Genomic DNA, 26,331 nt, shown 5'->3' on the forward strand with positions numbered 1-26,331 from the left:
AAGCTGCTCCTCTTTTTTATATGGTGTAAGGAAGTGAACATTATGAAAGAAAAGGATTTGGCAAAGCTGATAGAGCAGTACCAGCATACAGGGGATCAGCAAATTCTTGAAGCCGTGCGGGACGCATGCCGGCCTGTCGTTGAGGCGCTCATCTCAGAACTGGCTGAAGACAGCGCCGATCTTCTGCGGGCAAAAGGCCGTGACCGTTTTCCGTTTATTATCGGCAAGTATCAGACCGCGGCCGGCCTTTCGCTTGAGACCTTTTTGCGCAACACGTATCGGTTTTATTTTCAGCAGGTTTTAAAAGGCGAAGCGTGACTGGAAGAAAGAGTACGGACGGAAATGTTCATCTTTCGCCCGTTTTCCTGTATGATATAGTAGAGTGTGCGATCATTAATTTAATTGAACAGGGTGTATAAATTATGGAAAAACAATATAGAGTTTTACTTTATTATAAATATGTAAAGATTGATGAGCCTGAAGAGTTCACGGCTCAGCATTTGAAGTTTTGTAAGGAGCTCGGTCTGTTAGGCCGTATTTTGATTTCTGAAGAAGGCATTAACGGTACGGTGTCCGGAACGGTTGAACAGACGGAACAATACATGAATGCGCTGAAAGCTGATCCGCGCTTTGCCGACATGCCGATCAAAATTGACGAGGCTGACGGACATGCATTCCGCAAAATGTTTGTGCGTCATAAAAAAGAATTGGTGACGCTTCGTCTCGAAGATGATGTTGATCCGAATGTCACGACGGGCAAGCATTTGAAACCGAAAGACTTTTATGAGCAAATGCAGGATCCTGATACCATCGTGATCGACGCCAGAAACGACTATGAGTATGATCTCGGTCATTTCCGCGGAGCGGTCAGACCTGATATTGAGGCGTTCCGTGAGCTGCCGGACTGGATTGAAGAGCACAAAGACATGCTTGAAGGCAAAAAAATTCTCACGTACTGCACAGGCGGCGTACGCTGTGAGAAATTTTCCGGCTGGCTGGTGAAGAAGGGCTTTGAAGACGTGTCCCAGCTTGACGGCGGTATCGTCACTTACGGTAAAGATCCTGAAGTGAAAGGGCAGCTGTGGGACGGACAGTGCTACGTGTTTGACGAAAGAATCAGCGTACCGGTCAACCGCGTAGAGCACGTTATCATCGGAAAAGATTATTTCACGGGCGAGCCGTGCGAGCGTTATGTGAACTGCGCAAATCCGGCATGTAATAAAAAAATGATCTGCACACCTGAGAATGAATACAAATACATGCGCAGCTGCAGTCACGAATGCCGTACGAACGAACGCAACATGTATGTGAAAGAGCACGAAATGACTCAGGAAGAAATCAATGAACGCCTTGCTTTGATTGAAAAAGAGGATCATGCGGCGATTGATTAATAGAAAAGACCACCAATGAGGTGGTCTTTTTTGTGTTTACATACTTTCTGTCCGGGCAGTCTGGTCTGCCGTGACGGGTCCTTTATATTTGAATGCTTTTTCCCACTTGGACACGACGATGCAGGCGACCGCATGGCCGGGCACGTTGACGCCGGTTCTCGCCATGTCCATGACGCGGTCGACACCGGCAATGATGGCGACACCTTCCGCGGGGAGACCGACGGCATTCGCTGTCGCCAGAAGCACGACGAGTGAGCCTGACGGGACGGCGGCAATGCCTTTGCTTGTCATGACGAGCACAAGCATCATCAGAAGCTGCTGAGAAAGCGGCATCTCCACATGAAACGCCTGCGCCAGAAAAATACAGGACACCGATAAATAGAGGCTTGAGCCGTCACAGTTCAGCGATAAACCTGACGGAACCACAAAGGAGACCACCCGCTTCGGACAGCCGTATTTCTCCATCCGATCCATCAGCTGAGGCAGAATGGTTTCTGTGCTTGTCGTGGAGAAAGCGATCAAAAACAGATCCCAAATCATTTTCAGCACTTCAAAGTATTTGATTTTAAAGATGAGCCCCACGATCGGAAACAGAACGAAGAGTATCAGGAACAGCCCGAGGAACACAGTGCCGATCAGCTTCAGCATCGGAAGCAAAAGCGCGATTCCGAATTGCCCGACAGAGGCGGCCATAAGGGCGAGAACGCCGATCGGAGCGGTGACCATCACCATCTGCGTCAGCTTGAACATAATATTTGCCGTGGATTCGAAGAAACTCATGACAGGTGCGGAGGCTTTGCCGATGCCGGCTGCGGCAACACCGAATAAGATCGCGAAAAAAATGACGGCGAGAAGATCGTTTTTCGCCATAACGTCAATGATATTAACGGGGATAATATCAAGAAGCATTTGTTTCAGGTCGACTACTTTTTCCGTATAGCCGGAAAGCTCGTGAATGTCTTTTTTAGCAAGATGAGAAAGGTTAAGTCCGACTCCCGGCTTCAGCACGTTCGCCAAAAACAGACCGAGCGCCAGAACAAGCGTCGTAATCACTTCGAACCAAATAATCGTTTTGATGCCGAGACTGCCCATTTTTTTCATACTGCCGCTGCCGGCGGCTCCGATGACAATGGTTGAAAACACGATCGGCACGACAATCATTTTAATCAGGCGGATAAATCCGTCTCCGACGGGCCGCAGCGCCATCCCGAAATCCGGGAAGAAATGGCCGATCAATGCTCCGATGGCTAAAGCGATCAAAATCTGGAATGCGATAAATTTTTTCAAGCGAATCCCCCTTTTACTTGCGCATTTCATACGTAATTCGTGAAGCAGACGGCAACCACCTTCCTATCCGCCATAAATTTGTCACATTATTGACTGTGCGAAAGAAAGGATTGCTTTACATTATGTAAGCGCAATCATTTAATATGACAGAAAGTCCTCATTGAAAAAAATGAAGGAGCATAAGAATAAAGAAAGATTTCTGATGAAAATATTAAAAATTTTGATAATTATCCTCTTATAAGTGGTATATTTGATATGATACGGTCAACTGCATTCTCATATATCTGTGCATACAAGATTCGGGACAGAAAAAACATGCAGCCTAGAAAAGACTGAAAATTTAAACAATTATAAGAAAGGTGTGCTTTTGTTGAATCAACTGATTGAAAGACGTAAGGTCACAGCAAGAAAAGAAAAACCGGATTCCGCTTCATTGGGATTTGGCAAGTACTTCACAGATTACATGTTTGTTATGGATTACGAAGAGGAGAGAGGGTGGCATGATCCGAGAATCACCCCTTATGAACCGGTCCATCTTGATCCGTCCGCATCCGTTTTCCATTACGGGCAGGCCGTATTTGAAGGGCTGAAGGCTTATAGGTCAGAAGACGGCCGGGTGTTGATGTTCCGTCCTGACCAAAATATAAAACGGCTGAATAAATCGTTACGGCGGATGAGCATGCCGCCTCTTGACGAGAAGCTGGCACTGGAAGCATTGATACAATTGGTGGAGCTGGAGCAGGAATGGATACCGATAGAAAAAGGAACCTCTTTATATATTCGTCCGTTTGTAATTGCGACTGAGCCTTCTTTAGGCGTCCGGCCTTCAAAGCGTTACAAGTTCATGGTTGTTCTGACGCCTGTCGGTTCGTACTACGGCGATCAGCTGAAACCGATCCGTATTTATGTGGAGGATGAGTATGTGCGTGCCGTCACCGGCGGAGTGGGCGACGTCAAAACGTCCGGAAATTATGCGGCCAGCTTACAGGCTCAGCGGAAAGCCGAAGAACTGGGGTATGATCAGGTGCTTTGGCTCGACGGGGTGGAAAAGAAATATGCCGAAGAGGTAGGGAGTATGAATATCTTTTTCATCATAAACGGAGAGGCCGTAACGCCGGCATTAAACGGAAGCATTCTCGGGGGCATCACACGCGCATCTGTGATAGAGCTGTTAAAAAGCTGGGGCATCCGCGTCAGGGAAGAACAGGTCGCGATTGATGACATCTATGAGGCTGCGATGAGAGGCGAGGTGTCAGAGGTATTCGGTACGGGAACCGCGGCCGTCATCTCGCCGGTCGGCGCGCTGCACATTCACGGAGAAACAATTGAACTGAATAACGGTTTGATCGGTGAAGTGTCAGAAAGGCTCTATGAAACGATTGCCGGCATCCAGGTCGGGAAGGTGCCGGATTCGTTCAGATGGGTGGTTGAAGTATAAACAAAAAAAAGAACCCTTGCGTTGCAGGGTTCTTTTTTCGGTTATTGGGATTTTACGGCTTGCACGCGGGCTCTGCTTTTCCGGTTTTTCAAGTAATAAGCGGTGTAGCAAACGGCCATAAATGCAATTCCGCAATAAAGGGCGATAGCCTGGTTCGGATCAAAAGCGATGCCGATACAGGAGGCGAGGCATAGGAGAAAGGCCGCTATCGGTACGGCCGGATATCCCGGTGTCCTGTATTTCAAGTCTGAAAGCTGGTGCCCTTCTGTAAGAAACCGTCTTCTGAACAAAAATTGCGATGCGGCGATGCTCATCCACACAGCCACTACCGCAAATCCTGAGACGGAGACGAGAACAAGATAGACTGTATCCGCTGCAACCACGCTTGACAACAACGACAGAATGCCGCCGATCATACTGAAGATCAGAGCGTTAAAAGGAATGCCTCCAGAGGTCAGCCTGGCAAAGGCGGGATGAAGCTCCCCTTCTTTAGACAGGGACCACAGCATACGTGATGACGCGTACAGCCCTGAATTGGCCGCAGACAGAAGCGCTGTTAAAATGACGAAATTCATCAGATCGGCCGCATAAGGCACGCCGACTCTGTCAAATACCGTGACGAACGGGCTTTCAATCACACCGGCTTCCTTGATGGAGATCATCCCTGACAGCACAAAAATCGTTCCGATAAAGAAAAGCGCCAGCCGCCAGACTGTGGTCTTAATGGCGCGCGGAACGGTTTTTTCCGGATCGGCGCTTTCCCCTGCGGCGATTCCGATCAATTCCGTCCCTGAAAAAGCAAAGTTTACTGAAAGCATCGTCATCAGTATCGGGAAAAAGCCATTTGGAAAAAGGCTGCCGCCATCCGTAAAGTTCGACAGCATAGGTGCGGCCTCACCGCTTTTCATCGGGACGATGCCGAACATCGCCGCTCCGCCCAATAAAATAAACAGTAAGATGGCTAAGACTTTAATACTTGAGAACCAAAACTCCGATTCAGCAAAAAATTTCACGGAGAAGGCGTTTAATAAAAAGATGAAAAGAGCGAATACCGCACTCCACATCCAAACTGAAGTATGCGGGAACCAACGCTGCATGAAAAGCCCGGCCGCCGTGAATTCAGAGCCCAGCGCCACCGCCCACGTCAGCCAGTACAGCCATGCGACCGTAAAGCCCGTCGCGGGCCCGATATAGGTCTTCGCATAGGTGTGGAATGCGCCCGTCACCGGCATGGCCACTGACAGTTCGCCGAGGCAAAGCATGACAAGATAGACGATGCCCGCGCCCAAAAGGTAAGCGAAAATGGTGCCCGCCGGACCCGCCTGATGAATGGTATACCCAGAGCTTAAAAACAGCCCCGTTCCGATCACACCTCCGAGTGATAGCATAAAGAGGTGTCTGCTTTTCATACTTCTCTGAAAATTCGTCTCGTTCTTGTTGTTCATTGTTTTCCAACTTTCTGCGAGGGCCGTTCTAATAAAAAATCTCATGCCGGCGAACGGCACGAGATTCCGGCGAACCGGCTTTTTGAATAGAATATACAAACTATTCCGATTAGTCAAGTTGTTTTTATGGTCTTGGCCCAATCGGCAATGGCTTGGATGTCCGCGGGTTTCGTCCGGCAGCAGCCTCCGATCAGGCTCAAGCCGTTTTCGTACCAGCTTTGCGCGCTTTTTCCGAAATGGTTTTCGCACGCTGCGCCTTTCCAGGTTTTTGTCACTGGGTCATATTGTTCGCCAGAGTTCGGATAGGCGATAATCGGTTTGGACGTTGCCCGTTTGATTTCTTGTACCAGCTGCGGAATATGTTCGATCGGTGTGCAGTTGATGCCGATCGCTGCGATTTGGCTGCAGGAGCCGAGCAGGGCCGCGCATTCGGAAATAGGCGTGCCTTCGCTGATATGCCGTCCGTCTTTGGCGCTGAAGCTGATCCATGCATAAGTGCCGGGGAATTCCTCCAGCAGCCTTGTGATCGCTTTTGCTTCTGACAGGCACGGAATGGTCTCACAGGCCAAAAGATCGGCGCCGGATTCTATGAGGGCTTTCATCCGGGGGCGGTGAAAGCTGATCAGCTCATCCTCCGTCAGTCCGTAATGCCCGCGATATTCTGAGCCGTCAGCGAGGCTCGCGCCGTAAGGTCCGATAGAAGCGGCGACCAAAGGTTTGGGCCGGTGTAAACGGTTTTCTTCATGCGCCCAAAATTCATCGCGTGCTTGCGCGGCAAGTTCAACAGATGTCTGAATAAGACGTATCGCATCGGTTTCAGGGATGCCGCGCGCTGCAAATCCTTCGATTGTCGATTGATAACTGGCGGTGATCGCGCAATCAGCGCCGGCGGCAAAATATTCTGCATGCACCTGTTTGATCAGTTCCGGCCTCTCCAAAAGAATTTTGGCCGACCACAGATCGTCATGTAAATCACAGCCCATCCGCTCAAGCTCGGTTGCCATCGCGCCGTCTATGATCATAACCGGGTATTCATTTAATATTTGTGTAATGGGATTCATAGGCCTTCCTTTCTGACTTTACTGAAAATATATAAAAAGGGTAATGGACGCTATTCTCTTTGTCAATGAACCGGCAGAAAAAAGGTGTTCAGGACGCTGCCCGAACACCTTTTGTTTAGGAAATGTGTTTGCCTTTCGCACTTTTCGCGATGTCTGAATACTCCCAGCAGTCGATCCCGTCATCATCAGGGAGCACATCTCTGTAAAAGACGGGGTCCTTTCCGGCTTTCTTTTGCCGGACATAATCGCTCAAAGCGGCAAACGCTTTTTTCGACAGAAGGAAAATCGCGATTAAGTTCACGACCACCATTAAGCCCATGAACAAGTCAGCCATATCCCACACAAGCTGGACTTTGGAAATACAGCCGAACAGTACCATTCCGAGCACACAGATGCGGTAAATGAACAGCCATTTTTTGTTCTGGCTTAAAAATCCGATATTGGTTTCTCCGTAATAATAGTTGCCCATCAGAGCACTGAAGCCGAACAAAAGCATTAAGACGGCAAGGAAACCTGACGCCCACGCCCCGACATGGTCGCTCAAGGCGGCCTGAGAAAGCGCGATGCCGCTCAGTCCCGGCTGGTGATAAGCGTCTGAAAATAAAATGATAAGCGCCGTGCTTGTACAAATGACGAGCGTATCCGTCAGGACGCCGAATGCCTGAATGAGCCCCTGTTTCACCGGGTGGCTCGTCGTAGCTGTCGCCGCCGCGTTCGGAGCGCTTCCCATACCCGCTTCATTTGAGAAAATCCCGCGCCTTACACCTTGCATCAAGGCCGCACCTAAAGCGCCGCCCGCAGCCTGATCAATGCCGAACGCATTTTTTACGATTAGCGACAGAACGCCGGGCAATTGGGTGATGTTCGTCAGAATGACAAAGAAAGCGACACCGATATATAAAACGGCCAAAACGACTACGATGTATTCCGCCATTTTCGCAATTCGTTTGACGCCGCCGAAGATTACGCCGCCGAAAACCAAGATTAACATAATGCCCAATGTAAAACGGCTGGTGCCGAATGCGTTTTGAAAGGCGACGCTGATCGTATTGGATTGAACGGAATTAAAAACAACCCCGAATGACAGTGTGATTAATACGGCGAACAGCGCGCCCATCCAGCGTTTCTTCAGGCCCTTTTCCATGTAATAGGCCGGGCCCCCGCGGAATCCGTTTTGATCTTTTACTTTATAAATTTGGGCCAGCGTGCTTTCAACAAAGCTTGAAGCCGAACCGATGACTGCGATAATCCACATCCAGAAAATAGCGCCCGGACCGCCGAGTGAGATCGCAATGGCGATTCCGGTAATATTCCCGGTTCCGACACGCGCCGCCATACTGATGCAAAATGCCTGAAACGGGGAAATGCTGTTTTTTGTCCGGGCGGCCGCGCCTTCCTTCAAAACCCGGATCATTTCCTTCAGCATGCGGACTTGCAGACCCTTTGATCTGAACGTAAAAAACAGTCCCAGAGAAAGAAGCAGTACGATTAACAGTTTTGACCATAAAAAATCATTTGCCGAGCCGATTACATTTTCAAGGAATTCCTGCATCCAATCACCTCTTGGTTCGTTTGATTAAAAAATACTGAGCTCCCACTCCTGTGCGATATGTTTCAGCAGCATGCCGCCGGTCAGGCTGTTGCCGTATTCATCAATGGCCGGACCGTAAATGCCGATGCCGCAGCCGTTATGAAAAGGCTGTTCTCTTCTGGCGCTTGGGGGAACCAATGCCATAATGCCGCCGGATACCCCGCTTTTGGCCGGGACGCCGACGAAAGCCGCATATTTGCCTGACGCATTGTACATCCCGCACGTCAGCATCAGGGCTTTGGCGAGTTTCGCGACATCTTTCGGAATGACCTGTTCCCGTCGGATCGGATGGTAGCCGTCATGCGCAAGTATCAATCCGATTAAAGCGATGTCCTCGGTTGTACCCTCCATGGCGCACTGCTTTAAATACACTTCAAGCGTTTCTTCCACATCCGCCTCGAGAAAGTTCGTTTCTTTTAAATAGTAGGCGAGCGCTCTGTTCCGATGCGCGGTCTGCCATTCAGAACGGAAGACCTCCTCGTGAATGTGAGGGCGTTTTCCTATTAATTTTTCAAAAACGGAAAAGAGATATTCTAATTTATCATGCGCCGTTTCACCCGGAAGCAACGAGGCGACGGTAATGGCGCCGGCATTGATCATCGGGTTGAAGGGCTTCCCGGGTTTATGGATTTCAAGCCGGATGATAGAATTAAACGCATCACCCGTCGGCTCCACATCCACACGATCAAGCACGTAAGAAATGCCTCTGTTCATGCAGGCGGCAATAAAGCTGATGACTTTCGAGATGCTCTGCAATGTGAACGGGACATTCCATTCACCGGCATGAATCATTGAGCCATCCGGCTCTAATATGCAAATGCCCAGCTGAGAGTCGTTGATTTCTCCGAGGGCGGGTATATAATTTGCGCTTTTTCCATTGACGGAAAACGGTCGGTAATGCTCCACCCAATCTTGTAAAAGTGAAGCCAGTTCCTCTTTTTCAAGGCGCTCTCTGACCATATCTTTCATAACATTCCTCCTCTATTGCAAGCCTGTCCGAAGCGGAACCCGGTCTTGGAAAACGTTTTCAAAAATAGCGTGTTCCATGTTAATGTATAATGACATCTACAGAATCATACAAAATACGACAAAATCATTCTTAAAATAAGCCGATAGATTTATAAATCAGCCGGAGTGTCCCGCCATTCGGGTCTAAAGAAATTTGCGGACTGTATCGGTCTTGTTCAAAATAGACAGAAGAAGGAAGTGATTATGATCAGGCTCGACTATTTACTGAAAAAAGACGGCTATCTTTTCGCTCTTATGCTGATCACCGTGCCGCTGGCGGGGGAACTGAAATTTTATCCCCTGAATGAGGTATATCGGATCAGCTTTGGCGCCCCGGCTTTTTTCTTTTTTCTGCTGCTGCTTCGGCATGTGCCGGCAGTATTGTCAGGGCTGTTGACAGGTGCAGCCGTTGTGGCATTCCGGATCGGCCTGGCGTGCTGGGGAGGAGAGCATGCCGGCTTTACGGAGGCTTTTTTCAGCCAATATCCCAGTTTCTTTTTTTACTTTACATATGCCTGCTTGTTTTATGTGCTGAAGGTCAGGCTTTTTTGGGATCGGCCGCTGATGATCGGGTTTCTCGGCTTTCTCATTGAAATTGCGTCCGATGCCGTTGAAATGACGGTTCAGTTTTCCGGCGGCCGGCAGATTATGATGCCGGACAAGCTGGCGGATATTGCGGTTATTGCTGTTTCTCACACATTTATTGTGCTGAGTTTTTTCAACGTGATGAAGCTGCACGAATCTCAGGTCAGGGAAAAACAAACGAGAAAGCAGCATGAGCACATGCTGATGATTGTGTCTAACTTATATGAAGAAACGATTCATTTGAAAAAAACGCTGAAAACGACAGAGCATGTGACGAAAGAATCCTATCAGCTGTATCGGGAAATGAGCGGGAACGACCGGGAGCTCGGGAGCCGAATGCTGCGCCTTGCGGGAGAAATTCATGAAGTGAAAAAAGACAATCAGCGAATATTCGCCGGCCTGTCGAAGCTGATTTCCAATGAGAGATTCCGGGATTACATGAATGCCGCCGCTCTGGTCGGCATCGTCATCCGAATCAATGAAAAATACGCCGAATCTTTAGGCAAGGACATTCAATTCCGGAGCGTGATTGAAGGAGAACATCCCGATTATCACGTCTTTACCGTCCTGTCGATCTTAAATAATCTGACCGCCAATGCCGTCGAAGCCATGGGAGACAGGGGTGAGATCCGCCTCGCACTGCGCAGGGCTGAGGGGGAGATGGCCGAATTTCAGGCTGAAGATGACGGTCCCGGCATTCCGGAAAAAATCGGAGAGGTCGTTTATGATCCCGGGTTTACATCCAAATACGATGAATTCGGCACACCTTCAACGGGCATCGGGCTTACTTACGTGAAGGAAATCGTAACTGAACTTGACGGAGACATTTCCTTTCACAACAAGCCAAAAGGCGTCATATTTACGATTAAGCTGCCAGTGAAGCATTTGATTGCAGAAAGGATGAACTCATAATATGCGTTTTTTTATAGCTGATGATGACCGGGCGATCCGTTCCATTTTAAAACAGATGATCGAGGACGAGGACTTAGGCGAAGTCGTCGGTGAGGCAGAGGACGGAAGCCAGATTGAAGGGCATTATCTCCATTTTAAACAAGTCGATATTTTATTAATTGATCTGCTGATGCCGGGGCGGGACGGGATTGAGACGATCCGGCATCTTCAGGGCTCGTACAACGGAAAAGCGGTGATGATATCGCAGGTGGAGGCAAAGGAAATGGTGGGAGAAGCTTATTCTCTCGGCATCGAATACTTTATCCACAAACCGATCAACAAAATCGAGATCGTCACCGTTTTGCGAAAAGTAAAAGAGCGGATTGAACTGGAAACCTCGATCGGCGACATCCAACACTCGTTAAGCCGTCTTATTCAGCGGAATGAGCCGAAAAAAAGCGGGCCTGGGGGGATGCACGAGAAATCAATCAAAGAAACAGGAAAATTTCTTTTATCGGAATTAGGCATCGTGGGAGAAAGCGGGGCGCATGACCTCATGGCCGTCCTTCACTATTTATTTGAGGATGAACAGGCGGAAAGAAACATCCCGTCTTTAAAGCAGATGTTTACAAACACCGCCATCCGGAAGCTGGGGCCTGCGGCGGCACAAGCCGAGGTTAACAGAGAAATCAAAGCCTCGGAACAGCGGATCAGAAGGGCCGTCATTCATTCGTTAAACCATTTTGCTTCATTGGGCACAACGGATTTTTCAAACCCCAAATTTGAATATTACGCCTCGAAATTCTTTGATTTCCCCGCTGTCAGCAAGAGAATGAAAGAAATGCAGGCTAAGGAAACCGTGCCGCTTTCTCCGGTTAAAGTGAATATGAAAAAATTCATTCACGTCTTTTTTTTGGAGGCGAAAGATTTACGCGAAGGATCAAAATTTGTCAGCGGAGGCAGCCGGTGAGCTGGCTTTGGAAAAGATGGCAAACGTGGATAAATGACAGCTCGTACTGGCCTGATTTTTTCCGCGCTGATCCATGGCTTGCACCCTCCGCATATTTTTGTAAACGAAAATCAGCATGTGACAGAATGGCAGGCCGCTTACCCTGTGGAAACGGCGAAGTTCGCGCTTCAGACGGGGCAAGAGGAGCATATGGAAATGGCGCGGGACATGCTCGGCCTGTCCGATCCGAAAGGTTATTGACTTCCGCCGGATGACAGCGTATGATACATTTTAAAATAAAAGAACGGATGAACAATGCTGAGGAAGAGTAAGTACGCATCAGCGCGCGGGGTTCAGAGAGTCGGTGGCCGCTGTGAACCGATCCCCGTCCGGTGCCGAATGGGCTTCTGAATTGCTGTGCTGAAATGACAGTAGGCGGTGCCGGGATTCTTTCCCCGTTATCAAGAAAGGAGTATTGAAACCGTGTGTTTCTGTACTTTTTGAGAGAATGGCTTTTCAGCCGTTAATAAAGGTGGCACCGCGAAAACCTCGTCCTTTGATGGACGGGGTTTTTTTGTGTTGTTAAGGAGGTGATGGCCATGGAAAGTGACTGGAGACGGACAGACAATCAAAAAAGGAGGGATATTCATGGTGATCGCAACCGACGATCTTGAGCTCACGTGTCCGCATTGTGAAGGAACCGGCCAGGAGAAGGAAGGGGCGCTCTGTCCGAAGTGCGGCGCGAAGGGCGTCATATTGACCGCTCAAGGAAACACGCTGCTGCATTTTATCAGAAAGCATATTGATCAGTGAAATCAAACGAAAAAGGCCGTTATCCGGCCTTCAGGCTGTCGAGAAAATCTCGACAGCCTTTATTTTTCCTTTAAAATATCCATTCCCCTGTTATAAAATAAAAGAAAGACTGAAAAAATGGCTTTCTCATGTTCCGCACAAGAAATTTTCCTCAAAACACAGCCGAATTCGTTCTGTTTGACCAACTCGTCGAAGAGGATCACCTTCTTCGAAAAATTGATAAATACATAGACTTCTCTTTCATCGTTGAAAAGGTCAAACCTTACTGCAGCGCTCACTTGATCCGCTGATCTTATTCAAAATGATGTTGAAGATTGCCACATACCCAGCCAAGCAAGGCTAGGCATGTGGGAGTGCTTTTTCTGCACCTGAAATCAAATGAATATGTAAAGAAACAGCACGAAACAAAAAAGCTTGCAGAAAAAACATCATTTTCTCTACAAGCTGCTTTTTCATTCTTCAAAATAAGGATTCACATGGATGAGCACTTCTTCAACATCTGAAAAGTGTCTTTTGATTTCATTTCGGATTTCGCGGGCAATATCGTGTCCCTGCTTAATCGTCAAATCATGATCCAAAGATAACCGGACATCAAGCAATTTATAGTGGCCATGTTCTCTTGCTCGGATTTTATCGAGCCGTTTGACTTGAGGGCAATGCAAAATAACCGCTTTATATTCCTCTATCAGTTCGGGATCAACACTTTTTTCCATGAGAACGTCAACAGACGGCCTGATTAATTCCATTGAAATCTTAAAAATGAGGTACGCCACGATGACACTGGCAATTGCATCTGCGTACAACAGATAGGACCATCCGCGGGTGTTCCCGATAATCGCCAATAGGACGCCGATAAAAGCGGCAAGAGAGGCAACGATATCGCCTTTATGGTCGTATGCAATCGCTATAATCGCTTTACTGTTCCATTTTTCCCCTTGTTTGATCGAATAACGATATAAGATCTGCTTAGCCGCGTAGGATATCAGAGCCGCAAACAATGCGCTGTATTGCGGGATGCTTGGGCCTTCAACAAAGGACGAAATCGCTTCTATTAGAATATACACGGAAACGAGCACTAATATTATTCCTACAATCGCTTCGCTGATGACCTCAGCTTTGCCATGCCCGAAAGGATGGTCTTGATCGGGCGGCTTATTAGAAATGCCGATGACGGCCAGGACAGCAATTGAAGCCACGACATCCGCTGCAGAATGTATACCGTCGGCAAAAACTGCTTCACTATCGCCTATCAGTCCAAAAAAGATCTTTCCTGCCATTAAGATCAGATTGGCTATCAATGCAATCAAAGCAACTTTTTTGCTTATTTGTTCTCTTTCACTTGTCATTTTTTCCTCCTATAAAACTGCACAAAAAAATAGGGGCGCTTTTGATTCGCTCTCCGTATCCTTTCTTGTGTAATCACTTTGCTTATCGTACCAATTCAGTTTCGAGTGGGTCTATAGCAAGGTTGTTTCCTGTTTCCTAATAAATAAGGTGACAGAAAAAAAGTTGGAGCAGGGCTAAACAGTACACAGACAAAATGGCGCTGAATTTAAAAATGAACTGTTGACATTTGAGTATTTATCTTTTATTATTATCTCGAATTCAAGATTTTTTAATTCAAGATAATTTATTTAGAGTGCAGGATAAGAACCTGCCGATCGTTTGATTCACGAAAAGATCAGTGAAGAGAACGTTTCGTTTTTTAATCATACGTTATTTGATTTTTTATACTATAATATCTCGAATTCGAGATAAAAGGGGTACGAGAAAAATGGCTGAATTTGTACAGCTGGTGAATGAAAGAAGATCTGCAAGCAACTTTCTTCCAGAACATCCAATCACAAGAGATGAGCTCAACGAAATGTTTGAATTGGTTGCGTTGGCTCCATCAGCTTTTAATTTGCAGCATACAAAATATGTGACGGTTCTTGACCCGGATGTAAAAGAGAAGCTGAAGCAGGCCGCAAACGGACAATATAAAGTGTTTAGCTCATCAGCGGTTCTTTTGGTTTTAGGGGATAAGCAGGCATATCAGCAAGCGGCTGACATCTATGAAGGATTGAAGCTGCTTGGGGTATTAAATAAACAAGAGTATGATCACATGGTTCAAGATACCGTTTCGTTTTATGAAAACAAGGGAGAACCATTTAAGAGAGATGAGGCGATAAGAAATGCTTCACTTTCTGCGATGATGTTTATGCTGAGTGCTAAGGAAAAAGGCTGGGACACCTGTCCGATGATAGGGTTTGATCCTGAAGCCGTGAAACAGATTTTGAAGATAGATGATCAATTTGAGGTTGTCATGATGATTACAATCGGTAAAGAAAAAATAGAAAGCAGAAGGCCGCGCGGCTACCGAAAGCCTGTGAATGAGTTTGTGGAGTATATTTAAATATTTGTAAAGGAGCGGATAAAAATGGCTAAAAAAACGATGGGAATCCATCATATTACAGCAATTGTCGGTCACCCTCAAGAGAATGCTGATTTCTACGCTGGAGTGCTGGGGCTGCGATTGGTCAAGCAAACGGTCAATTTTGATGATCCGGGTACGTATCACCTTTATTTTGGGGATGAAGGCGGGAAGCCGGGAACAATCATCACATTCTTTCCGTGGGCGGACGCCCGTCAAGGCATCATTGGAGACGGACAGGTTGGCGTGACATCTTACGTCGTGCCGAGAGGTGCTATGGCATTTTGGGAAAAGAGACTTGAAAAGTTCAACGTGCCATACACAAAAATCGAGCGTTTTGGAGAACAATATATAGAATTTGATGACCCGCATGGCCTGCATTTAGAAATTGTGGAAAGAGAAGCAGGGGACGCCAATACGTGGACTTTCGGAGATGTAACCCCGGATGTTGCCATTAAAGGCTTTGGCGGTGCAACCCTGTTATCAGCACAGCCTGAAAAAACAGGTGAATTGCTGGAAAACCTCATGGGGCTTGAGCGAGTCGGCAAAGAAGGAGACTTCGTTCGTTATCGTTCTGCCGGTGATATCGGAAATGTGATTGATCTTAAATTAACGCCTATCGGCCGCGGACAAATGGGTGTCGGCACGGTCCATCACATCGCTTGGCGGGCTCAGGATGACGAAGATCAATTAGATTGGCAAAGATTCATTGCTGCGAACGGATATGGTGTGACTCCTGTTCAGGATAGAAACTATTTTAATGCGGTTTACTTCAGAGAACACGGGGAAATCTTATTTGAGATCGCAACTGATCCGCCGGGCTTTGCCCATGATGAGTCACAAGAAACAATGGGCGAAAAATTGATGCTCCCTGAGCAGTATGAACCGCACCGGGCTCATATTGAACAAGGGCTGCTGCCGTTTGAAGTGAGAGAATTAGATTGATTGATAGATGAACGTGAAGCATGAAGAAAAATAATAAGGCATACATTTAACAGATGTTTGCTGGAAGCGACTGTTGGTAAACAAGCTGCCTTGCAGCACATTATATAATATGAAAAATAAGGAGAGATAAAAATGGTAGATGCAGGACTATTACTTATTCGAATTATGATTGGTGTGGTGTTTCTGTTTTATGGATCACAAAAATTATTCGGCTGGTTTGGCGGATACGGGATTAAAGGAACCGGACAATGGTTCGAGTCAATTGGAGTTAAACCAGGCAATGCCGCGGCCGCTTTATCAGGTCTCGGGGAACTCGCAAGCGGAATTTTATTTATTTTAGGTGTATTCCTCCCGCTTGGAGCTGCTATTATAACGATCATTATGTTAGGTGCCATTGTAAAAGTTCATGGAGCGAAAGGGTTTGCGAACGGTGCCGGCGGTTTTGAATATAACTTGGTGCTGATTGCAGTCTCCATCGGAGTTGCACTCATCGGTTCAGGGGCGTACGCTTTGCATTTTTAATATAAGTATCTAAGAACAGTTACTGAAAAGCGGTAACTGTTCTTTTATTTTTCAAGCACAACGTTAAGGTGCTCTGAATAGCAAAAAAGCGGATATGATCAATATAAATGTGTATAGTGAATGTACGATGAGCTTGGTCATGAAAGACGAGCCGATTTGAAGGAGGATTTTGATGAAAGAGCTGACAGACTTACATTCATTAGATTCTATCGAGAATTTTATTAAGCAGCATCAATTCAGTTTTATCTACATTTCAAGACCCGCCTGTACAGTATGTCACGCTGTTCTGCCGCAGCTCAGAAAAGTATTGGATCAGTTTCCGAATATCAAATTGGGGCATACCAACGCTGACGAGGTAGAAGAGGTTGCCGGCAGATTTTCAGTCTTCACTGTCCCCGTGCTTCTTTTGTTCATTGATGGGACTGAGTTTCTGAGAGAAGCCCGCTTTGTTCATTTTGAACAGCTCGAAGAAAGGCTGAAAAGGGTTTATCAGTTATATCAAGATGTATAAAATGTTTATACTTTACAAATAAAAAGCCCCCTTTAAGGGGCTCAGGCTGTCGAGAAATCTCGACAGCCTTTATTTTTTCCTTAAAATATCCATTCCCCTGTCATAAAATAAAAGAAAGTCAGAAAAGGACGGTGTCTTTCTCATGTTCCGCACAAGAAACGCTTGCAGAAAAAACATCATTTTTTCTACAAGCTGAAGCCCGTTATCCGGCCTTTTTTACGTTATTCGGACCGGGGTTCTAAAAAACGGGACCCGCCCAAGTCTTTTCTCATCAGATAAATATGGAAAAAATATTCTCCGATGGCGATGATGACGGCGGAAATAAGAGCGGCAAACGCCAGTCTTCCTCCGGAAATGCCCATGGACAGCGGCATTCCCATCAGCCAGACAACAAGAAACGCGATTCCGAAATCAGCGGACGCCGCCGTGATGTTATTCCATCTCGGAAGCACGTACAGGTCGCCCGTAAAGTAGGAAACGGCTCCCAGCACAATGGTCATCAGCAGCACGTCGCCGAATGTAAAGCGAAAACCTAAGCCGAGTATCAGATACAGAATAATGATGGTCATAATGCCTTTAATGGCAAGCGCTTTAATGTGTTCCATGCGAATTCCTCCTTATGGAAATCATGTTAGTATGTTTCCTCATAACGAGAAATATAAACCCTTTTTTCGTGAACATTTGTTTTCTGGCTTTTGGCTGTCATCACTGGGCCGCTGCTGAATATGATGAAAGGAGAAAATACGGGAGGTGTCATGATGGCAGTCGTAAAAGCGTCGAGCGCCGATGTCAATCTAATGGCAAGGCTGCTCAGGGCGGAAGCGGAAGGCGAAGGGAAGCAGGGAATGCTTTTGGTCGGCAATGTGGGAATCAATAGGGTGCGGGCGAATTGTTCTGATTTTAAAGGCCTGCGCACCATCAGGCAGATGGTGTTTCAGCCGCACGCGTTTGAAGCGGTGACTCACGGATACTTTTACCAGAGACCGCGTGAATCCGAGCGGAGGCTTGCCCGCAGGAACATTAACGGAGAACGGTTTTGGCCGGCTAAATTCAGCCTGTGGTATTTTAAGCCGCCGGGCAACTGCCCGCAGACTTGGTATGGCCAGCCGTTTGTCGCCAGATTCAGATCCCACTGCTTCTATCAGCCGACAGGTGAGACGTGCGAAAACGTGTACAATACATTTTAATCCCGGGCGCACCGTTCTTAGAATGAACGGTGTTTTTTAATTTTTTGTGAAGAAAAATAGGAAAAAAGTGCGCTTGACGGATGACAAGCCAAAAAGAAACAGAGGGGGTTTTCTCCCGGCGGGGCAAGGTTTGTCGAAACAATGTGAAAAATGTCTCCCGCCGTCCATTTTTCAGCCTTACAAACCCTTCACACTTCTTCATAGCGGTTTAACATTTCTTTTTTATAATAAGGGCGATCAATGAGACGAAAGGGGAACTGACATGACATATGACGGCCGTTTAGATGAATGGATCAAGGAATTGGAGAACAAAAGCTTTCAGAACAATACGTTTGACCGCCGCGCATTTATACAGGGCGCCGGGAAAATCGCCGGTCTTTCCCTCGGGTTAGCGATCGCGCAATCCATCGGCGCGTTTGAAGTGAATGCAGCTCCGAAATTTTCAAACTATCCGTTCACCCTCGGCGTAGCCTCCGGCGACCCGCTGTCTGACAGCGTCATTCTCTGGACGCGTCTTGCCCCTGACCCGCTGAATGGGGGCGGCATGCCGAAGCAGGCCGTGCCGGTAAAATGGGAAATCGCCGCTGATGAACATTTCCGTCACATCGTCAAACGCGGAACGGAAATGGCCAAGCCGAATCTCGGACACTCCGTCCATGTCGAGGCGGACGGGCTCAAGCCCAATAAAGTGTACTATTACCGGTTTAAAAGCGGGCATGAGCTCAGTCCCGTCGGCCGGACGAAAACGCTGCCCGCTCCCGGCGCTGACGTATCCGCCATGACGTTTGCGTTTGCTTCATGCCAGCAGTATGAACACGGCTATTATACGGCGTATAAACATATGGCGAAGGAAAAGCTTGATCTCGTGTTCCATCTCGGAGATTACATTTATGAATACGGACCGAACGAATACGTGTCAAAAACGGGAAATGTCAGGACGCACAGCAGCGCTGAAGTGTATACACTGTCAGATTACCGCAACCGTCATGCCCAATACCGCTCTGATGCCAATCTGAAAGCCGCCCACGCCGCATTTCCGTGGGTCGTGACGTGGGACGATCATGAGGTGGAAAACAATTATGCCAATACTATCCCTGAAAAAGGCCAATCCGTTGAAGCGTTTGTGCTCAGGAGGGCCGCAGCTTATCAGGCTTATTATGAACACATGCCGCTCAGGCGCATGTCATTGCCGAACGGTCCTGATATGCGGCTGTACAGGCAATTTTCTTATGGCAATTTGGCATCGTTCAATGTGCTTGATACAAGACAGTACAGAGATGATCAAGCCAACGGCGACGGGAATAAGCCGCCTTCTGATGAGTGGAGAGATCCGAAGCGCACATTGATGGGGACAGAACAGGAGCAATGGCTGTTCGGAAATTTAGCCGCCTCAAAAGCGAAGTGGAATGTGCTGGCGCAGCAAATCTTTTTCGCGCAATGGAATTTCGGAACAACCGCCAATCCGATATACAGCATGGATTCATGGGACGGCTACCCGGCTCAGCGGGAGCGGGTCATCAATTTTATAAAAAGCAAAAACCTGAACAATGTCATCGTGCTGACGGGTGATGTTCACGCAAGCTGGGCGTCAAACCTGCATACCGATTTTAATCAAACGAATTCAAAGATTTTCGGAGCCGAATTCGTCGGGACTTCCATTACATCTGGAGGAAACGGGGCGGATAAACGGGCCGATACGGATCAAATCTTAAAACAAAACCCGCACATTAAGTTTTTCAACGATTACCGCGGCTATGTCCGCTGTACGGTGACCCCTGCCCAATGGAGAGCGGATTACAGAGTGGTGCCGTACGTGACGGAGCCGGGGGCTGAGGTATCCACGCGGGCTTCATTCATTTATCAGAAAGACCAGACGGGGATTCGGAAGGTCTCTCAAGCTGCGGTTGCAGGCGGTTTAAAGCAGTCAAACGAGGTGGAAGAGGATCGTTTCTTCGCCCATAACAATGCGCATGAAAAGCAAATGAGAAAGAAACGGGTCAAAATCTCACAATAAGGAGGCACACTCATGTTTTCAAATATCGGCATTCCCGGGTTGATCCTGATCTTCGTCATCGCTCTCATCATTTTCGGACCTTCAAAGCTTCCCGAAATCGGCCGTGCCGCCGGCCGCACGCTGCTTGAATTTAAAAGCGCCGCAAAAACATTGGTCTCAAATGAAGAGCCGGACAAGCAGACAGCTGAGAAAGACAAAACGGCAGGCTGAATCCTGACATGGGGGCAGACGAATCCGCTTCTGCCTCTTTCTCTATAAGGAGGATGTACGATTGGATAAAAAAGAAACCCACTTGATCGGGCATTTAGAGGAAGTCCGGCAGCGTCTCATTAAAACCGTTATCGCCTTTCTTCTATTATTTATCGGCGCCTGCTGGTTTGTGCAGGACATTTATGACTGGCTGATCAAGGATTTGGATGGAAGGCTGGCCGTTTTAGGGCCGAGCGAGATTTTATGGGTGTATATGATGATTGCGGGAATATGCGCCCTTACGGCAGCGATTCCGGTTGCTGCTTTTCAGCTCTGGCGTTTTACGGCGCCGGCTTTGACCCCGTTTGAACGCCGCGCCGCTTTGCTTTACATTCCGGGGCTTTCGGTTTTGTTTATTATCGGAATTTCCTTCGGGTATTTTGTGCTGTTTCCGATTGTGCTCGGATTTTTAACACAATTATCCGCCGGCCATTTTGACATGGTATTTACGGCGGACAAGTATTTTACCTTTATGCTGAATCTTACATTGCCGTTCGGATTTTTGTTTGAAATGCCTCTGGCCGTGATGTTTTTGACACGGCTCGGAATCGTGAATCCAACCCGGCTGGCAAAGGCGCGGAAGCTTTCGTATTTTGTGCTGATCGTCGTCTCGGTGCTGATTACGCCTCCGGATTTTATGTCTGACTTTCTCGTCATGATTCCGCTGCTCGTCCTCTATGAAATCAGTGTGACGCTGTCCCGCATCGTTTACCGGAAGAAATGGGCCGAGGCGCCGTCTGCAGCTTAGTGAAGTTCGCCTCCGCCGGTCTCAATATCGTCCTCATGCGCCGCGGCGGTCACCGCGGCGATTTTGAGCGCTTTTGTCACGAGATCCAGGCTGAGGCTCGGCGCAGACTTCTGCAAGGTTTGCTCCGGAATGTACGGGATGTGTATAAACCCGCCGCGGATGTGCGGATGGCGGCAGGCGATTTCATCCATCAGCCCGTAAAAGAGGTGATTGCATACAAACGTCCCCGCCGTGTAGGATACAGCCGCGGGAATGCCTTCCTTTTTGATTTCCTCAACGATCCGTTTGATCGGAAGGCCGGTCCAATAGGCCGCGGGACCGTCTTGAGAAATGTTTTCCCCGACAGGCTGGTTTCCTTCGTTATCCGGTATGCGCGCCTCATTGAGATTGATCGCGACCCGTTCCGGCGTGATCTGCATTCTGCCGCCTGCCTGTCCGACACAGATGATAATGTCAGGCTGATGTTTTTTGATCGCCTCGCGCAGCACGGCAAGAGACTTATAAAAAACGGTCGGCACTTGTTCAGATACGATAGAGGCGGGGCCCTCAGCGGCACCATTCAGCCGTTTGACCGCTTCCCATGAAGGATTGACCGTTTCCCCGCCGAAGGGGTCAAAGCCTGTCAGCAATACTTTTTTCTCCATATAAAACCCTCCTTTTCTTTTTACCATACTCTATAATGGACATATATTCCTGCCGAAGGGGGAAACATGTCTTGAATTCGCCTCTGGTGCAATACCGATCTTTATTTCCGGCGCTCCGCACACATACGATGCTCGCCAGCTGCTCTCAAAGCGCTCTTGCCCTGCCGGTTTCAAAAGCGATCAATGACTATCAGGAAAGCCTGCTTCAGCATGGCGGAAACTGGGAAGAAGCCATTGGACGAACGGAGCGGGCAAGGTGTGAATTTGCGAAATTGATCGGCGCCCATCCTGAAGAAATCGCCGTTTTACCTTCAGTAACGGCTGCTGTCTCTGCCGTCGTTTCTGCTTTACCGGATTGCCGAAAGAAACAGGCGGTGTATACGGAATTGGATTTTCCGGCGATCGCCCACATTTTGAAGGCACAGACTGAGATGGAGCTTTCAGTCGTGCCGTCTGAAGACGGAATGATCCCGTTAGAGCGGTATGAGACGTACATATCGGAACAGACGCTTTTCACCTGTGTGCCCCATGTGTCCTATACGTCCGGTTTTGTCCAGGATATGAAGCGCATTGCCGAGATATCCGCAAAGAAGGGATCGCTTCTTTTTGTCGATGCTTATCAATCGGCGGGGCACATCCCGATTGATGTAAAAGAATGGGGAGTTGATATGCTGGCCGCGGGTGCGAGAAAGTATATGCTCGGCATACCGGGAACGGCGTTTCTTTATGTCAGAAAGGAACTTGCCGAACGGCTGAAGCCGAAAGTCACCGGATGGTTCGGGCAGCAGCGGGCGTCGATGCTGGATTTAACCCGTTTTTCTTATGCGGACGGAGCCAAACGCTTTGAGACCGGAACCCCGGCATTTATCAGCATATATGCGGCACAGGCGGCATTATCTCTATTAAATGATGCCGGCACAGACCGCATTCACCGGGAAGTAAAAAAACTCAGCACATTTGCGTATGAATACGCTTCTGAAAAAGGGTTGCACCTCACAGGGCCTCCGTCTGCCGATGACAGACCCGGCATGATTTCCATACGGGATGAAAAAGCGGCGGAAACGGCTGCGCTGTTGAGGCGGAAAAACATCGTATGCGCACCCAGCGGACATATCATCCGGCTGGCGCCTCATTTCTATAACACGGCTGACGATCTGATCTATGCGATTGATGAACTGGCTGAAGCGCGCGGTATATAAAAAAACAGCAGACTCACGGGGAGCCTGCTGTTTTCTTATGAGTGATTCACTTTGACCCGTTTCATAAAGAAGGCGCTGATCAAACCGATAGCGGCGACAATCATCGCGAAGATAAAGGCGTGCTGGACGCCCGCAATCAGCGCGTGAGAGTATGCGGAAGGATCATTCGGGTTTTTCACGGTGCTCATATAATTCTTCTGCCCGGCTGCCATGATGCTGACCGCCACCGCAGTGCCGATTGCGCCGGCCATCTGCTGGAGCGTATTCATAATGGCCGTTCCGTCAGGATAAAATTCCGGCGGCAGCTGGTTTAAGCCATTCGTTTGCGCCGGCATCATGATCATGGAAATGCCGATCATCAGGCATGTGTGGAGCACGACGATGAGAATGGCCGTAGAAGTGCCGGTAATGTTTGAGAAAAACCAAAGTACGGCTGCCGTGATGACAAACCCGGGAATGACAAGCCACTTCGGTCCGTATTTATCAAACAGGCGCCCCGTCACCGGAGACATAAAGCCGTTTAAAATACCGCCCGGCAGCAGGATGAGCCCGGACGTAAACGCCGTCAGCATCAGTCCGCTTTGTAAATACATAGGCAATAGGAGCATTGTTGATAAGATAACCATCATACAGATAAATACAATCACGACACCTAGAACAAACATCGGATAGCGGAAAGCGCGCAGATTCATCATCGGCTGCTTCATTGTCAGCTGCCTGATGGAAAATAAGATGAGCGCGATCGCACCGACAGTGAGCGAACCGATAACCGTCGGGCTTGACCAGCCGTCTGATCCTTCGCCCGCATTGCTGAATCCGAATACGATGCCGCCAAACCCGATCGTAGACAGAATAATGGAAAGCACGTCAATTTTCGGTTTTGTAATGTCAGACACGTTCTGCATGTAGGCGATGCCGAATAAAAGAGCCAACACAAGAAACGGCAGGGAAATCCAGAAAATCCAATGCCAGTTCAAATGCTCTAACACAAGCCCTGAAAATGTCGGACCGATCGCAGGAGCGAACATGATGACAAGCCCGATCGTCCCCATCGCCGCTCCGCGCTTATGCGGCGGGAAGATGACGAGGATCGTATTAAACATCAGCGGCAGCAGCAGCCCGGTTCCTAAAGCCTGCACGATTCTTGCCGCCAAAAGAAACGGAAAGCTCGGTGCAAGCGCTGCAATCAGCGTGCCGATAATGGAAAAAGCGAGTGAAACGATAAACAGCTGTCTCGTCGTAAACCATTGCAAAAGCAGACCCGATACCGGCACAAGAATACCGAGAACGAGCAGATAGCCCGTCGTCAGCCACTGGACAGTCGCAGGAGTGATATGTAACTCCTTCATCAGGTCAGTCAGGGCGATATTCAGCGCCGTTTCACTGAACATGCCGATAAACCCTGCCGTCAGTAAAGAAATCATGATCGGCATGACTTTATATTGTTTGGAAGGCTGAGCGTTTTCCAAAATCATTCTCCTCTCTTTCTATACGTACATGTCTCTCGTATTTTATGTCTTCAGCAGGTTCGGGATTTGTTTAGAAATATGGAGGATCGGCATTTTGTCTTTTTTGGCTAAGGACACAATGATGCCGCCTTCTATCATGGCATTTAAAACGGTGCTGATTTCCGCCGCTTTCTCATCAGAAAAACCGGCTGATCTCAATTTGCCCGCGAACAGATTCTCCCATTCCTGATAAGCGCTTTGACAGGCCTGCTGGAGCTTTTCGCTCGTTAAAGCCGTCTCGGCAGCCAGTAAACCGACAGGAAACCCTTCAAAGTTCTCCGGACATGTGAATTGGCTTGATAAGTCCTGTAAAAACGCTTGAATGCTTTCCGCAGGATCAGGATGGGCATCAAGGCTTTCTTTTATTTTCATACGGATATAATGGCTCATTTCATTGACAGCCTCAATGGCGAGCTGCTCTTTGCCGTCCGGAAAATGATAGTAAAGAGAACCTTTCGGCGCACCGCTTTCTTTAATAATCTGATTCAGCCCCGTGCCGTAATACCCCTGAAGCTGAAACAGCCTGGTTGCCGCGGCGAGGATTTTCTCACGAGAATCTCCATAGCTCATAATGTTCCCACCTTACTGATTTTTGACAAATTTAAAATATAGTGACTGGTCTATTATCTTGATTTCACATGACGGTGTCAAGGTTTTTTAACGGTTATTTTCTTCGGGAGGTTGCCTGACAAGCGCGTTGACCGGTGAGAGGAAAATCTTCATAAATAAAGAAAAGGAGAGAAAAGAATGAAAAAACAATTCATGCCCTTCATTACATTTATCACGGCTCTGCTCTTCATCGCGGCCGGCTGCTCCCAATCTCCTCAAGCGAAAGAAACACCGCCCCGGATGGCAGCCGCAGCCCCAGCGAAAAAAGACGGACTTCCGAATGTTAAAATTCTTGCCACCGGCGGCACAATTGCAGGCGCTGCTCCTTCAAAGACGTCAGCTACGGAGTACACGGCGGGGGCAATCGGAGTTGATGCCCTGATTCAGGCCGTTCCGGAGATAAAAGAGGTCGCGCATGTGAGCGGAGAACAGGTTGTGAATATCGGCAGCCAGAATATGAATAACGAGACACTGCTGAAACTTGCAAAACGGGTAAACAAGCTGCTCAAGTCTGATGATACAGACGGCATTGTCATTACACATGGAACAGACACACTTGAGGAAACCGCCTACTTTCTCAATCTGACGGTCAAAAGTGACAAGCCCGTTGTTGTCGCCGGGTCAATGAGGCCGTCCACGGCGATCGGAGCGGACGGGCCATCCAACTTATATAACGCTGTAAAAACAGCGGCTGCGCCTGATGCGAAAGGCAAGGGGACGCTTGTCGTATTAAATGACAGAATCGCTTCGGCGCGCTATTTGACAAAAACCAATACAACCGCGGCCGACACATTCAAATCGGAAGAAATGGGTTATATCGGAACAATTGCTGATGACATCTATTTTAATAACATCATGACCCGAAAGCATACGAAGGATACAGATTTCAAGATAGATAAACTTGATAAACTGCCGCAGGTCGATATTATATACGGCTATCAAAATGACGGAAGCTATCTCTTTGAAGCTGCCGTAAAATCAGGGGCGCAAGGCATTATTTTTGCAGGCTCGGGAAACGGCTCAATGTCTGATGCGGCGCAAAAAGGCGCCGTAAAGTCGGTCAAAAGCGGGCTGGCGGTCGTCCGCTCCACAAGGACGGGAAACGGAACGGTAACACCTAATCGAGAGTATGAAAAAGACCATTTGACAGCTTCAAACTCTCTCAACCCTCAAAAAGCGCGGATTCTTCTGATGCTTGCGCTGACAAAAACGCATGACCCTAAGCGGATTCAAACCTATTTCAATGAGTACTAGGAGAAGAGAACCGGGTGTTCTCTCCTTTTTTGTTATGCCGTATTAAAGCATAAGCGTGCTTTCGGGAAA

26 protein-coding genes, 2 pseudogenes and 1 other annotated feature are annotated in these 26,331 nt (G+C 48.1%); of the genes and pseudogenes, 18 read left to right on the forward strand and 10 right to left on the reverse strand.

The genetic code is table 11. The features are described from left to right. The first annotated feature begins 42 nt into the window (after nucleotides 1–42). Together OTK50_RS18440 and OTK50_RS18445 are read left to right on the forward strand one after the other, a co-directional pair. Nucleotides 43–318: a hypothetical protein gene (locus tag OTK50_RS18440; RefSeq protein ID WP_044802697.1), complete on the forward strand. Its 276-nt coding sequence runs from the start codon at nucleotides 43–45 to the stop codon at nucleotides 316–318. Between the two features lie 104 nt (nucleotides 319–422). Beyond that, complete coding sequence (locus OTK50_RS18445; protein ID WP_224223994.1) at nucleotides 423–1,391, forward strand: rhodanese-related sulfurtransferase; 969 nt, start codon at nucleotides 423–425, stop codon at nucleotides 1,389–1,391. 36 nt (nucleotides 1,392–1,427) lie between these two features. Here the strand turns inward: OTK50_RS18445 and gltP are convergent, their stop codons facing one another. Next, nucleotides 1,428–2,678 carry a glutamate-aspartate/proton symporter GltP gene (gene gltP, locus OTK50_RS18450; RefSeq protein ID WP_007609166.1) on the reverse strand — a complete coding sequence of 417 codons (1,251 nt, stop codon included), beginning with the start codon at nucleotides 2,676–2,678 and terminating at the stop codon, nucleotides 1,428–1,430. Between the two features lie 370 nt (nucleotides 2,679–3,048). Between gltP and OTK50_RS18455 the strand changes: the two genes are divergently transcribed. Next, the gene (locus tag OTK50_RS18455; RefSeq protein ID WP_082998925.1) at nucleotides 3,049–4,116 is read left to right on the forward strand and encodes a branched-chain amino acid aminotransferase; all 1,068 of its coding nucleotides are present in this window, start codon (nucleotides 3,049–3,051) and stop codon (nucleotides 4,114–4,116) included. Nucleotides 4,117–4,157: 41 nt separating this feature from the next. Here the strand turns inward: OTK50_RS18455 and OTK50_RS18460 are convergent, their stop codons facing one another. The 4 genes from OTK50_RS18460 to OTK50_RS18475 all read right to left on the reverse strand — a co-directional run bounded on the left by OTK50_RS18460 (nucleotide 4,158) and on the right by OTK50_RS18475 (nucleotide 9,182). Beyond that, nucleotides 4,158–5,561, reverse strand: coding sequence for an amino acid permease (locus OTK50_RS18460; RefSeq protein ID WP_224223995.1), 1,404 nt, complete (start codon nucleotides 5,559–5,561; stop codon nucleotides 4,158–4,160). A 113-nt stretch (nucleotides 5,562–5,674) separates the two neighbouring features. Further along, a complete protein-coding gene (gene mmuM, locus OTK50_RS18465) occupies nucleotides 5,675–6,622 on the reverse strand; it encodes a homocysteine S-methyltransferase (RefSeq protein WP_224223996.1) in 948 nt (315 codons plus the stop codon). Nucleotides 6,623–6,737: 115 nt separating this feature from the next. Further along, entirely contained in the window at nucleotides 6,738–8,174 is a 1,437-nt protein-coding gene (locus OTK50_RS18470; protein ID WP_224223997.1) for an alanine/glycine:cation symporter family protein, read from the reverse strand. A 24-nt stretch (nucleotides 8,175–8,198) separates the two neighbouring features. Beyond that, nucleotides 8,199–9,182, reverse strand: coding sequence for a glutaminase (locus OTK50_RS18475; RefSeq protein WP_007409011.1), 984 nt, complete (start codon nucleotides 9,180–9,182; stop codon nucleotides 8,199–8,201). A gap of 243 nt (nucleotides 9,183–9,425) precedes the next feature. Between OTK50_RS18475 and OTK50_RS18480 the strand changes: the two genes are divergently transcribed. From OTK50_RS18480 to OTK50_RS18500, 5 genes and pseudogenes are all read left to right on the forward strand, one after another. Beyond that, nucleotides 9,426–10,718: a sensor histidine kinase gene (locus tag OTK50_RS18480; RefSeq protein WP_038456858.1), complete on the forward strand. Its 1,293-nt coding sequence runs from the start codon at nucleotides 9,426–9,428 to the stop codon at nucleotides 10,716–10,718. A 1-nt stretch (nucleotide 10,719) separates the two neighbouring features. After that, nucleotides 10,720–11,667: a DNA-binding domain-containing protein gene (locus OTK50_RS18485; protein ID WP_044802701.1), complete on the forward strand. Its 948-nt coding sequence runs from the start codon at nucleotides 10,720–10,722 to the stop codon at nucleotides 11,665–11,667. 5 nt (nucleotides 11,668–11,672) lie between these two features. Further along, nucleotides 11,673–11,907: pseudogene (locus OTK50_RS18490) on the forward strand (hypothetical protein); the annotation flags it as partial. Nucleotides 11,908–11,955: 48 nt separating this feature from the next. After that, nucleotides 11,956–12,206: a binding site (T-box leader), on the forward strand. An 88-nt stretch (nucleotides 12,207–12,294) separates the two neighbouring features. Then, entirely contained in the window at nucleotides 12,295–12,459 is a 165-nt protein-coding gene (locus OTK50_RS18495; protein WP_224223998.1) for a tryptophan RNA-binding attenuation protein, read from the forward strand. Nucleotides 12,460–12,587: 128 nt separating this feature from the next. Next, a pseudogene (locus OTK50_RS18500) lies at nucleotides 12,588–12,766 on the forward strand (IS5/IS1182 family transposase); the annotation flags it as partial. Between the two features lie 145 nt (nucleotides 12,767–12,911). Here OTK50_RS18500 and OTK50_RS18505 read toward each other — a convergent pair. Continuing rightward, complete coding sequence (locus OTK50_RS18505; protein WP_088461491.1) at nucleotides 12,912–13,805, reverse strand: cation diffusion facilitator family transporter; 894 nt, start codon at nucleotides 13,803–13,805, stop codon at nucleotides 12,912–12,914. Nucleotides 13,806–14,233: 428 nt separating this feature from the next. On the opposite strand from OTK50_RS18505, the gene OTK50_RS18510 reads away from it, so the two are divergent. The 4 genes from OTK50_RS18510 to OTK50_RS18525 all read left to right on the forward strand — a co-directional run bounded on the left by OTK50_RS18510 (nucleotide 14,234) and on the right by OTK50_RS18525 (nucleotide 16,850). Continuing rightward, complete coding sequence (locus OTK50_RS18510; protein ID WP_108654936.1) at nucleotides 14,234–14,854, forward strand: nitroreductase family protein; 621 nt, start codon at nucleotides 14,234–14,236, stop codon at nucleotides 14,852–14,854. Between the two features lie 24 nt (nucleotides 14,855–14,878). Beyond that, a complete protein-coding gene (locus tag OTK50_RS18515) occupies nucleotides 14,879–15,817 on the forward strand; it encodes a ring-cleaving dioxygenase (protein ID WP_224223999.1) in 939 nt (312 codons plus the stop codon). A gap of 132 nt (nucleotides 15,818–15,949) precedes the next feature. Next, nucleotides 15,950–16,339, forward strand: coding sequence for a DoxX family protein (locus tag OTK50_RS18520; protein WP_224224000.1), 390 nt, complete (start codon nucleotides 15,950–15,952; stop codon nucleotides 16,337–16,339). A gap of 172 nt (nucleotides 16,340–16,511) precedes the next feature. Beyond that, nucleotides 16,512–16,850 (forward strand): thioredoxin family protein, encoded by a 339-nt coding sequence (locus OTK50_RS18525; protein ID WP_057080017.1) that lies wholly within the window; start codon nucleotides 16,512–16,514, stop codon nucleotides 16,848–16,850. 221 nt (nucleotides 16,851–17,071) lie between these two features. Here the strand turns inward: OTK50_RS18525 and OTK50_RS18530 are convergent, their stop codons facing one another. Beyond that, on the reverse strand, nucleotides 17,072–17,455 hold the full coding sequence (locus tag OTK50_RS18530) for a DUF2512 family protein (RefSeq protein ID WP_130571654.1): 384 nt from the start codon (nucleotides 17,453–17,455) through the stop codon (nucleotides 17,072–17,074). A 153-nt stretch (nucleotides 17,456–17,608) separates the two neighbouring features. On the opposite strand from OTK50_RS18530, the gene OTK50_RS18535 reads away from it, so the two are divergent. The 4 genes from OTK50_RS18535 to tatC all read left to right on the forward strand — a co-directional run bounded on the left by OTK50_RS18535 (nucleotide 17,609) and on the right by tatC (nucleotide 21,048). Then, nucleotides 17,609–18,037: a cell wall hydrolase gene (locus OTK50_RS18535; protein WP_032872720.1), complete on the forward strand. Its 429-nt coding sequence runs from the start codon at nucleotides 17,609–17,611 to the stop codon at nucleotides 18,035–18,037. A 262-nt stretch (nucleotides 18,038–18,299) separates the two neighbouring features. Next, nucleotides 18,300–20,051 (forward strand): alkaline phosphatase D family protein, encoded by a 1,752-nt coding sequence (locus OTK50_RS18540; protein ID WP_266121996.1) that lies wholly within the window; start codon nucleotides 18,300–18,302, stop codon nucleotides 20,049–20,051. A 12-nt stretch (nucleotides 20,052–20,063) separates the two neighbouring features. Next, nucleotides 20,064–20,261, forward strand: a complete 198-nt coding sequence (locus OTK50_RS18545) for a twin-arginine translocase TatA/TatE family subunit (protein ID WP_003156681.1) — start codon at nucleotides 20,064–20,066, stop codon at nucleotides 20,259–20,261. 61 nt (nucleotides 20,262–20,322) lie between these two features. Further along, a complete protein-coding gene (gene tatC, locus OTK50_RS18550) occupies nucleotides 20,323–21,048 on the forward strand; it encodes a twin-arginine translocase subunit TatC (protein WP_044802706.1) in 726 nt (241 codons plus the stop codon). Here tatC and pcp read toward each other — a convergent pair. Beyond that, on the reverse strand, nucleotides 21,045–21,692 hold the full coding sequence (gene pcp / locus OTK50_RS18555) for a pyroglutamyl-peptidase I (RefSeq protein WP_029325709.1): 648 nt from the start codon (nucleotides 21,690–21,692) through the stop codon (nucleotides 21,045–21,047). The two genes, tatC and pcp, sit on opposite strands and share 4 nt — an antisense overlap. A gap of 71 nt (nucleotides 21,693–21,763) precedes the next feature. Between pcp and OTK50_RS18560 the strand changes: the two genes are divergently transcribed. After that, nucleotides 21,764–22,891: an aminotransferase class V-fold PLP-dependent enzyme gene (locus OTK50_RS18560; protein WP_094031468.1), complete on the forward strand. Its 1,128-nt coding sequence runs from the start codon at nucleotides 21,764–21,766 to the stop codon at nucleotides 22,889–22,891. A 35-nt stretch (nucleotides 22,892–22,926) separates the two neighbouring features. On the opposite strand, the gene lmr(B) is transcribed toward OTK50_RS18560, so the two are convergent. Then, nucleotides 22,927–24,366: a lincomycin efflux MFS transporter Lmr(B) gene (gene lmr(B), locus OTK50_RS18565; RefSeq protein WP_038455963.1), complete on the reverse strand. Its 1,440-nt coding sequence runs from the start codon at nucleotides 24,364–24,366 to the stop codon at nucleotides 22,927–22,929. A gap of 36 nt (nucleotides 24,367–24,402) precedes the next feature. Continuing rightward, entirely contained in the window at nucleotides 24,403–24,969 is a 567-nt protein-coding gene (locus OTK50_RS18570) for a TetR/AcrR family transcriptional regulator (RefSeq protein WP_039062533.1), read from the reverse strand. Nucleotides 24,970–25,146: 177 nt separating this feature from the next. Here OTK50_RS18570 and OTK50_RS18575 point away from each other — a divergent pair, with 177 nt between their 5' ends. Continuing rightward, nucleotides 25,147–26,262: a type II asparaginase gene (locus OTK50_RS18575; RefSeq protein WP_094031469.1), complete on the forward strand. Its 1,116-nt coding sequence runs from the start codon at nucleotides 25,147–25,149 to the stop codon at nucleotides 26,260–26,262. Nucleotides 26,263–26,331 lie beyond the last annotated feature (69 nt).

Origin of the sequence: Bacillus sp. NEAU-CP5, assembly GCF_026420705.1 — a bacterium.
Classification (GTDB): Bacteria; Bacillota; Bacilli; order Bacillales; family Bacillaceae; genus Bacillus; species Bacillus velezensis.

Bases quoted from the DNA above. Each gene is read 5' to 3' on its own strand.
- OTK50_RS18485 (WP_044802701.1), top strand. From the start codon at position 10,720: ATGCGTTTTTTTATAGCTGATGATGACCGGGCGATCCGTTCCATTTTA.
- OTK50_RS18545 (WP_003156681.1), top strand. From the start codon at position 20,064: ATGTTTTCAAATATCGGCATTCCCGGGTTGATCCTGATCTTCGTCATC.
- OTK50_RS18495 (WP_224223998.1), top strand. From the start codon at position 12,295: ATGGTGATCGCAACCGACGATCTTGAGCTCACGTGTCCGCATTGTGAA.
- OTK50_RS18440 (WP_044802697.1), top strand. From the start codon at position 43: ATGAAAGAAAAGGATTTGGCAAAGCTGATAGAGCAGTACCAGCATACA.
- OTK50_RS18510 (WP_108654936.1), top strand. From the start codon at position 14,234: ATGGCTGAATTTGTACAGCTGGTGAATGAAAGAAGATCTGCAAGCAAC.
- OTK50_RS18445 (WP_224223994.1), top strand. From the start codon at position 423: ATGGAAAAACAATATAGAGTTTTACTTTATTATAAATATGTAAAGATT.
- OTK50_RS18520 (WP_224224000.1), top strand. From the start codon at position 15,950: ATGGTAGATGCAGGACTATTACTTATTCGAATTATGATTGGTGTGGTG.
- pcp (WP_029325709.1), bottom strand. From the start codon at position 21,692: ATGGAGAAAAAAGTATTGCTGACAGGCTTTGACCCCTTCGGCGGGGAA.
- OTK50_RS18470 (WP_224223997.1), bottom strand. From the start codon at position 8,174: ATGCAGGAATTCCTTGAAAATGTAATCGGCTCGGCAAATGATTTTTTA.
- OTK50_RS18530 (WP_130571654.1), bottom strand. From the start codon at position 17,455: ATGGAACACATTAAAGCGCTTGCCATTAAAGGCATTATGACCATCATT.
- OTK50_RS18460 (WP_224223995.1), bottom strand. From the start codon at position 5,561: ATGAACAACAAGAACGAGACGAATTTTCAGAGAAGTATGAAAAGCAGA.
- OTK50_RS18515 (WP_224223999.1), top strand. From the start codon at position 14,879: ATGGCTAAAAAAACGATGGGAATCCATCATATTACAGCAATTGTCGGT.
- OTK50_RS18475 (WP_007409011.1), bottom strand. From the start codon at position 9,182: ATGAAAGATATGGTCAGAGAGCGCCTTGAAAAAGAGGAACTGGCTTCA.
- OTK50_RS18505 (WP_088461491.1), bottom strand. From the start codon at position 13,805: ATGACAAGTGAAAGAGAACAAATAAGCAAAAAAGTTGCTTTGATTGCA.
- mmuM (WP_224223996.1), bottom strand. From the start codon at position 6,622: ATGAATCCCATTACACAAATATTAAATGAATACCCGGTTATGATCATA.
- OTK50_RS18525 (WP_057080017.1), top strand. From the start codon at position 16,512: ATGAAAGAGCTGACAGACTTACATTCATTAGATTCTATCGAGAATTTT.
- OTK50_RS18570 (WP_039062533.1), bottom strand. From the start codon at position 24,969: ATGAGCTATGGAGATTCTCGTGAGAAAATCCTCGCCGCGGCAACCAGG.
- OTK50_RS18575 (WP_094031469.1), top strand. From the start codon at position 25,147: ATGAAAAAACAATTCATGCCCTTCATTACATTTATCACGGCTCTGCTC.
- OTK50_RS18540 (WP_266121996.1), top strand. From the start codon at position 18,300: ATGACATATGACGGCCGTTTAGATGAATGGATCAAGGAATTGGAGAAC.
- OTK50_RS18535 (WP_032872720.1), top strand. From the start codon at position 17,609: ATGGCAGTCGTAAAAGCGTCGAGCGCCGATGTCAATCTAATGGCAAGG.
- OTK50_RS18480 (WP_038456858.1), top strand. From the start codon at position 9,426: ATGATCAGGCTCGACTATTTACTGAAAAAAGACGGCTATCTTTTCGCT.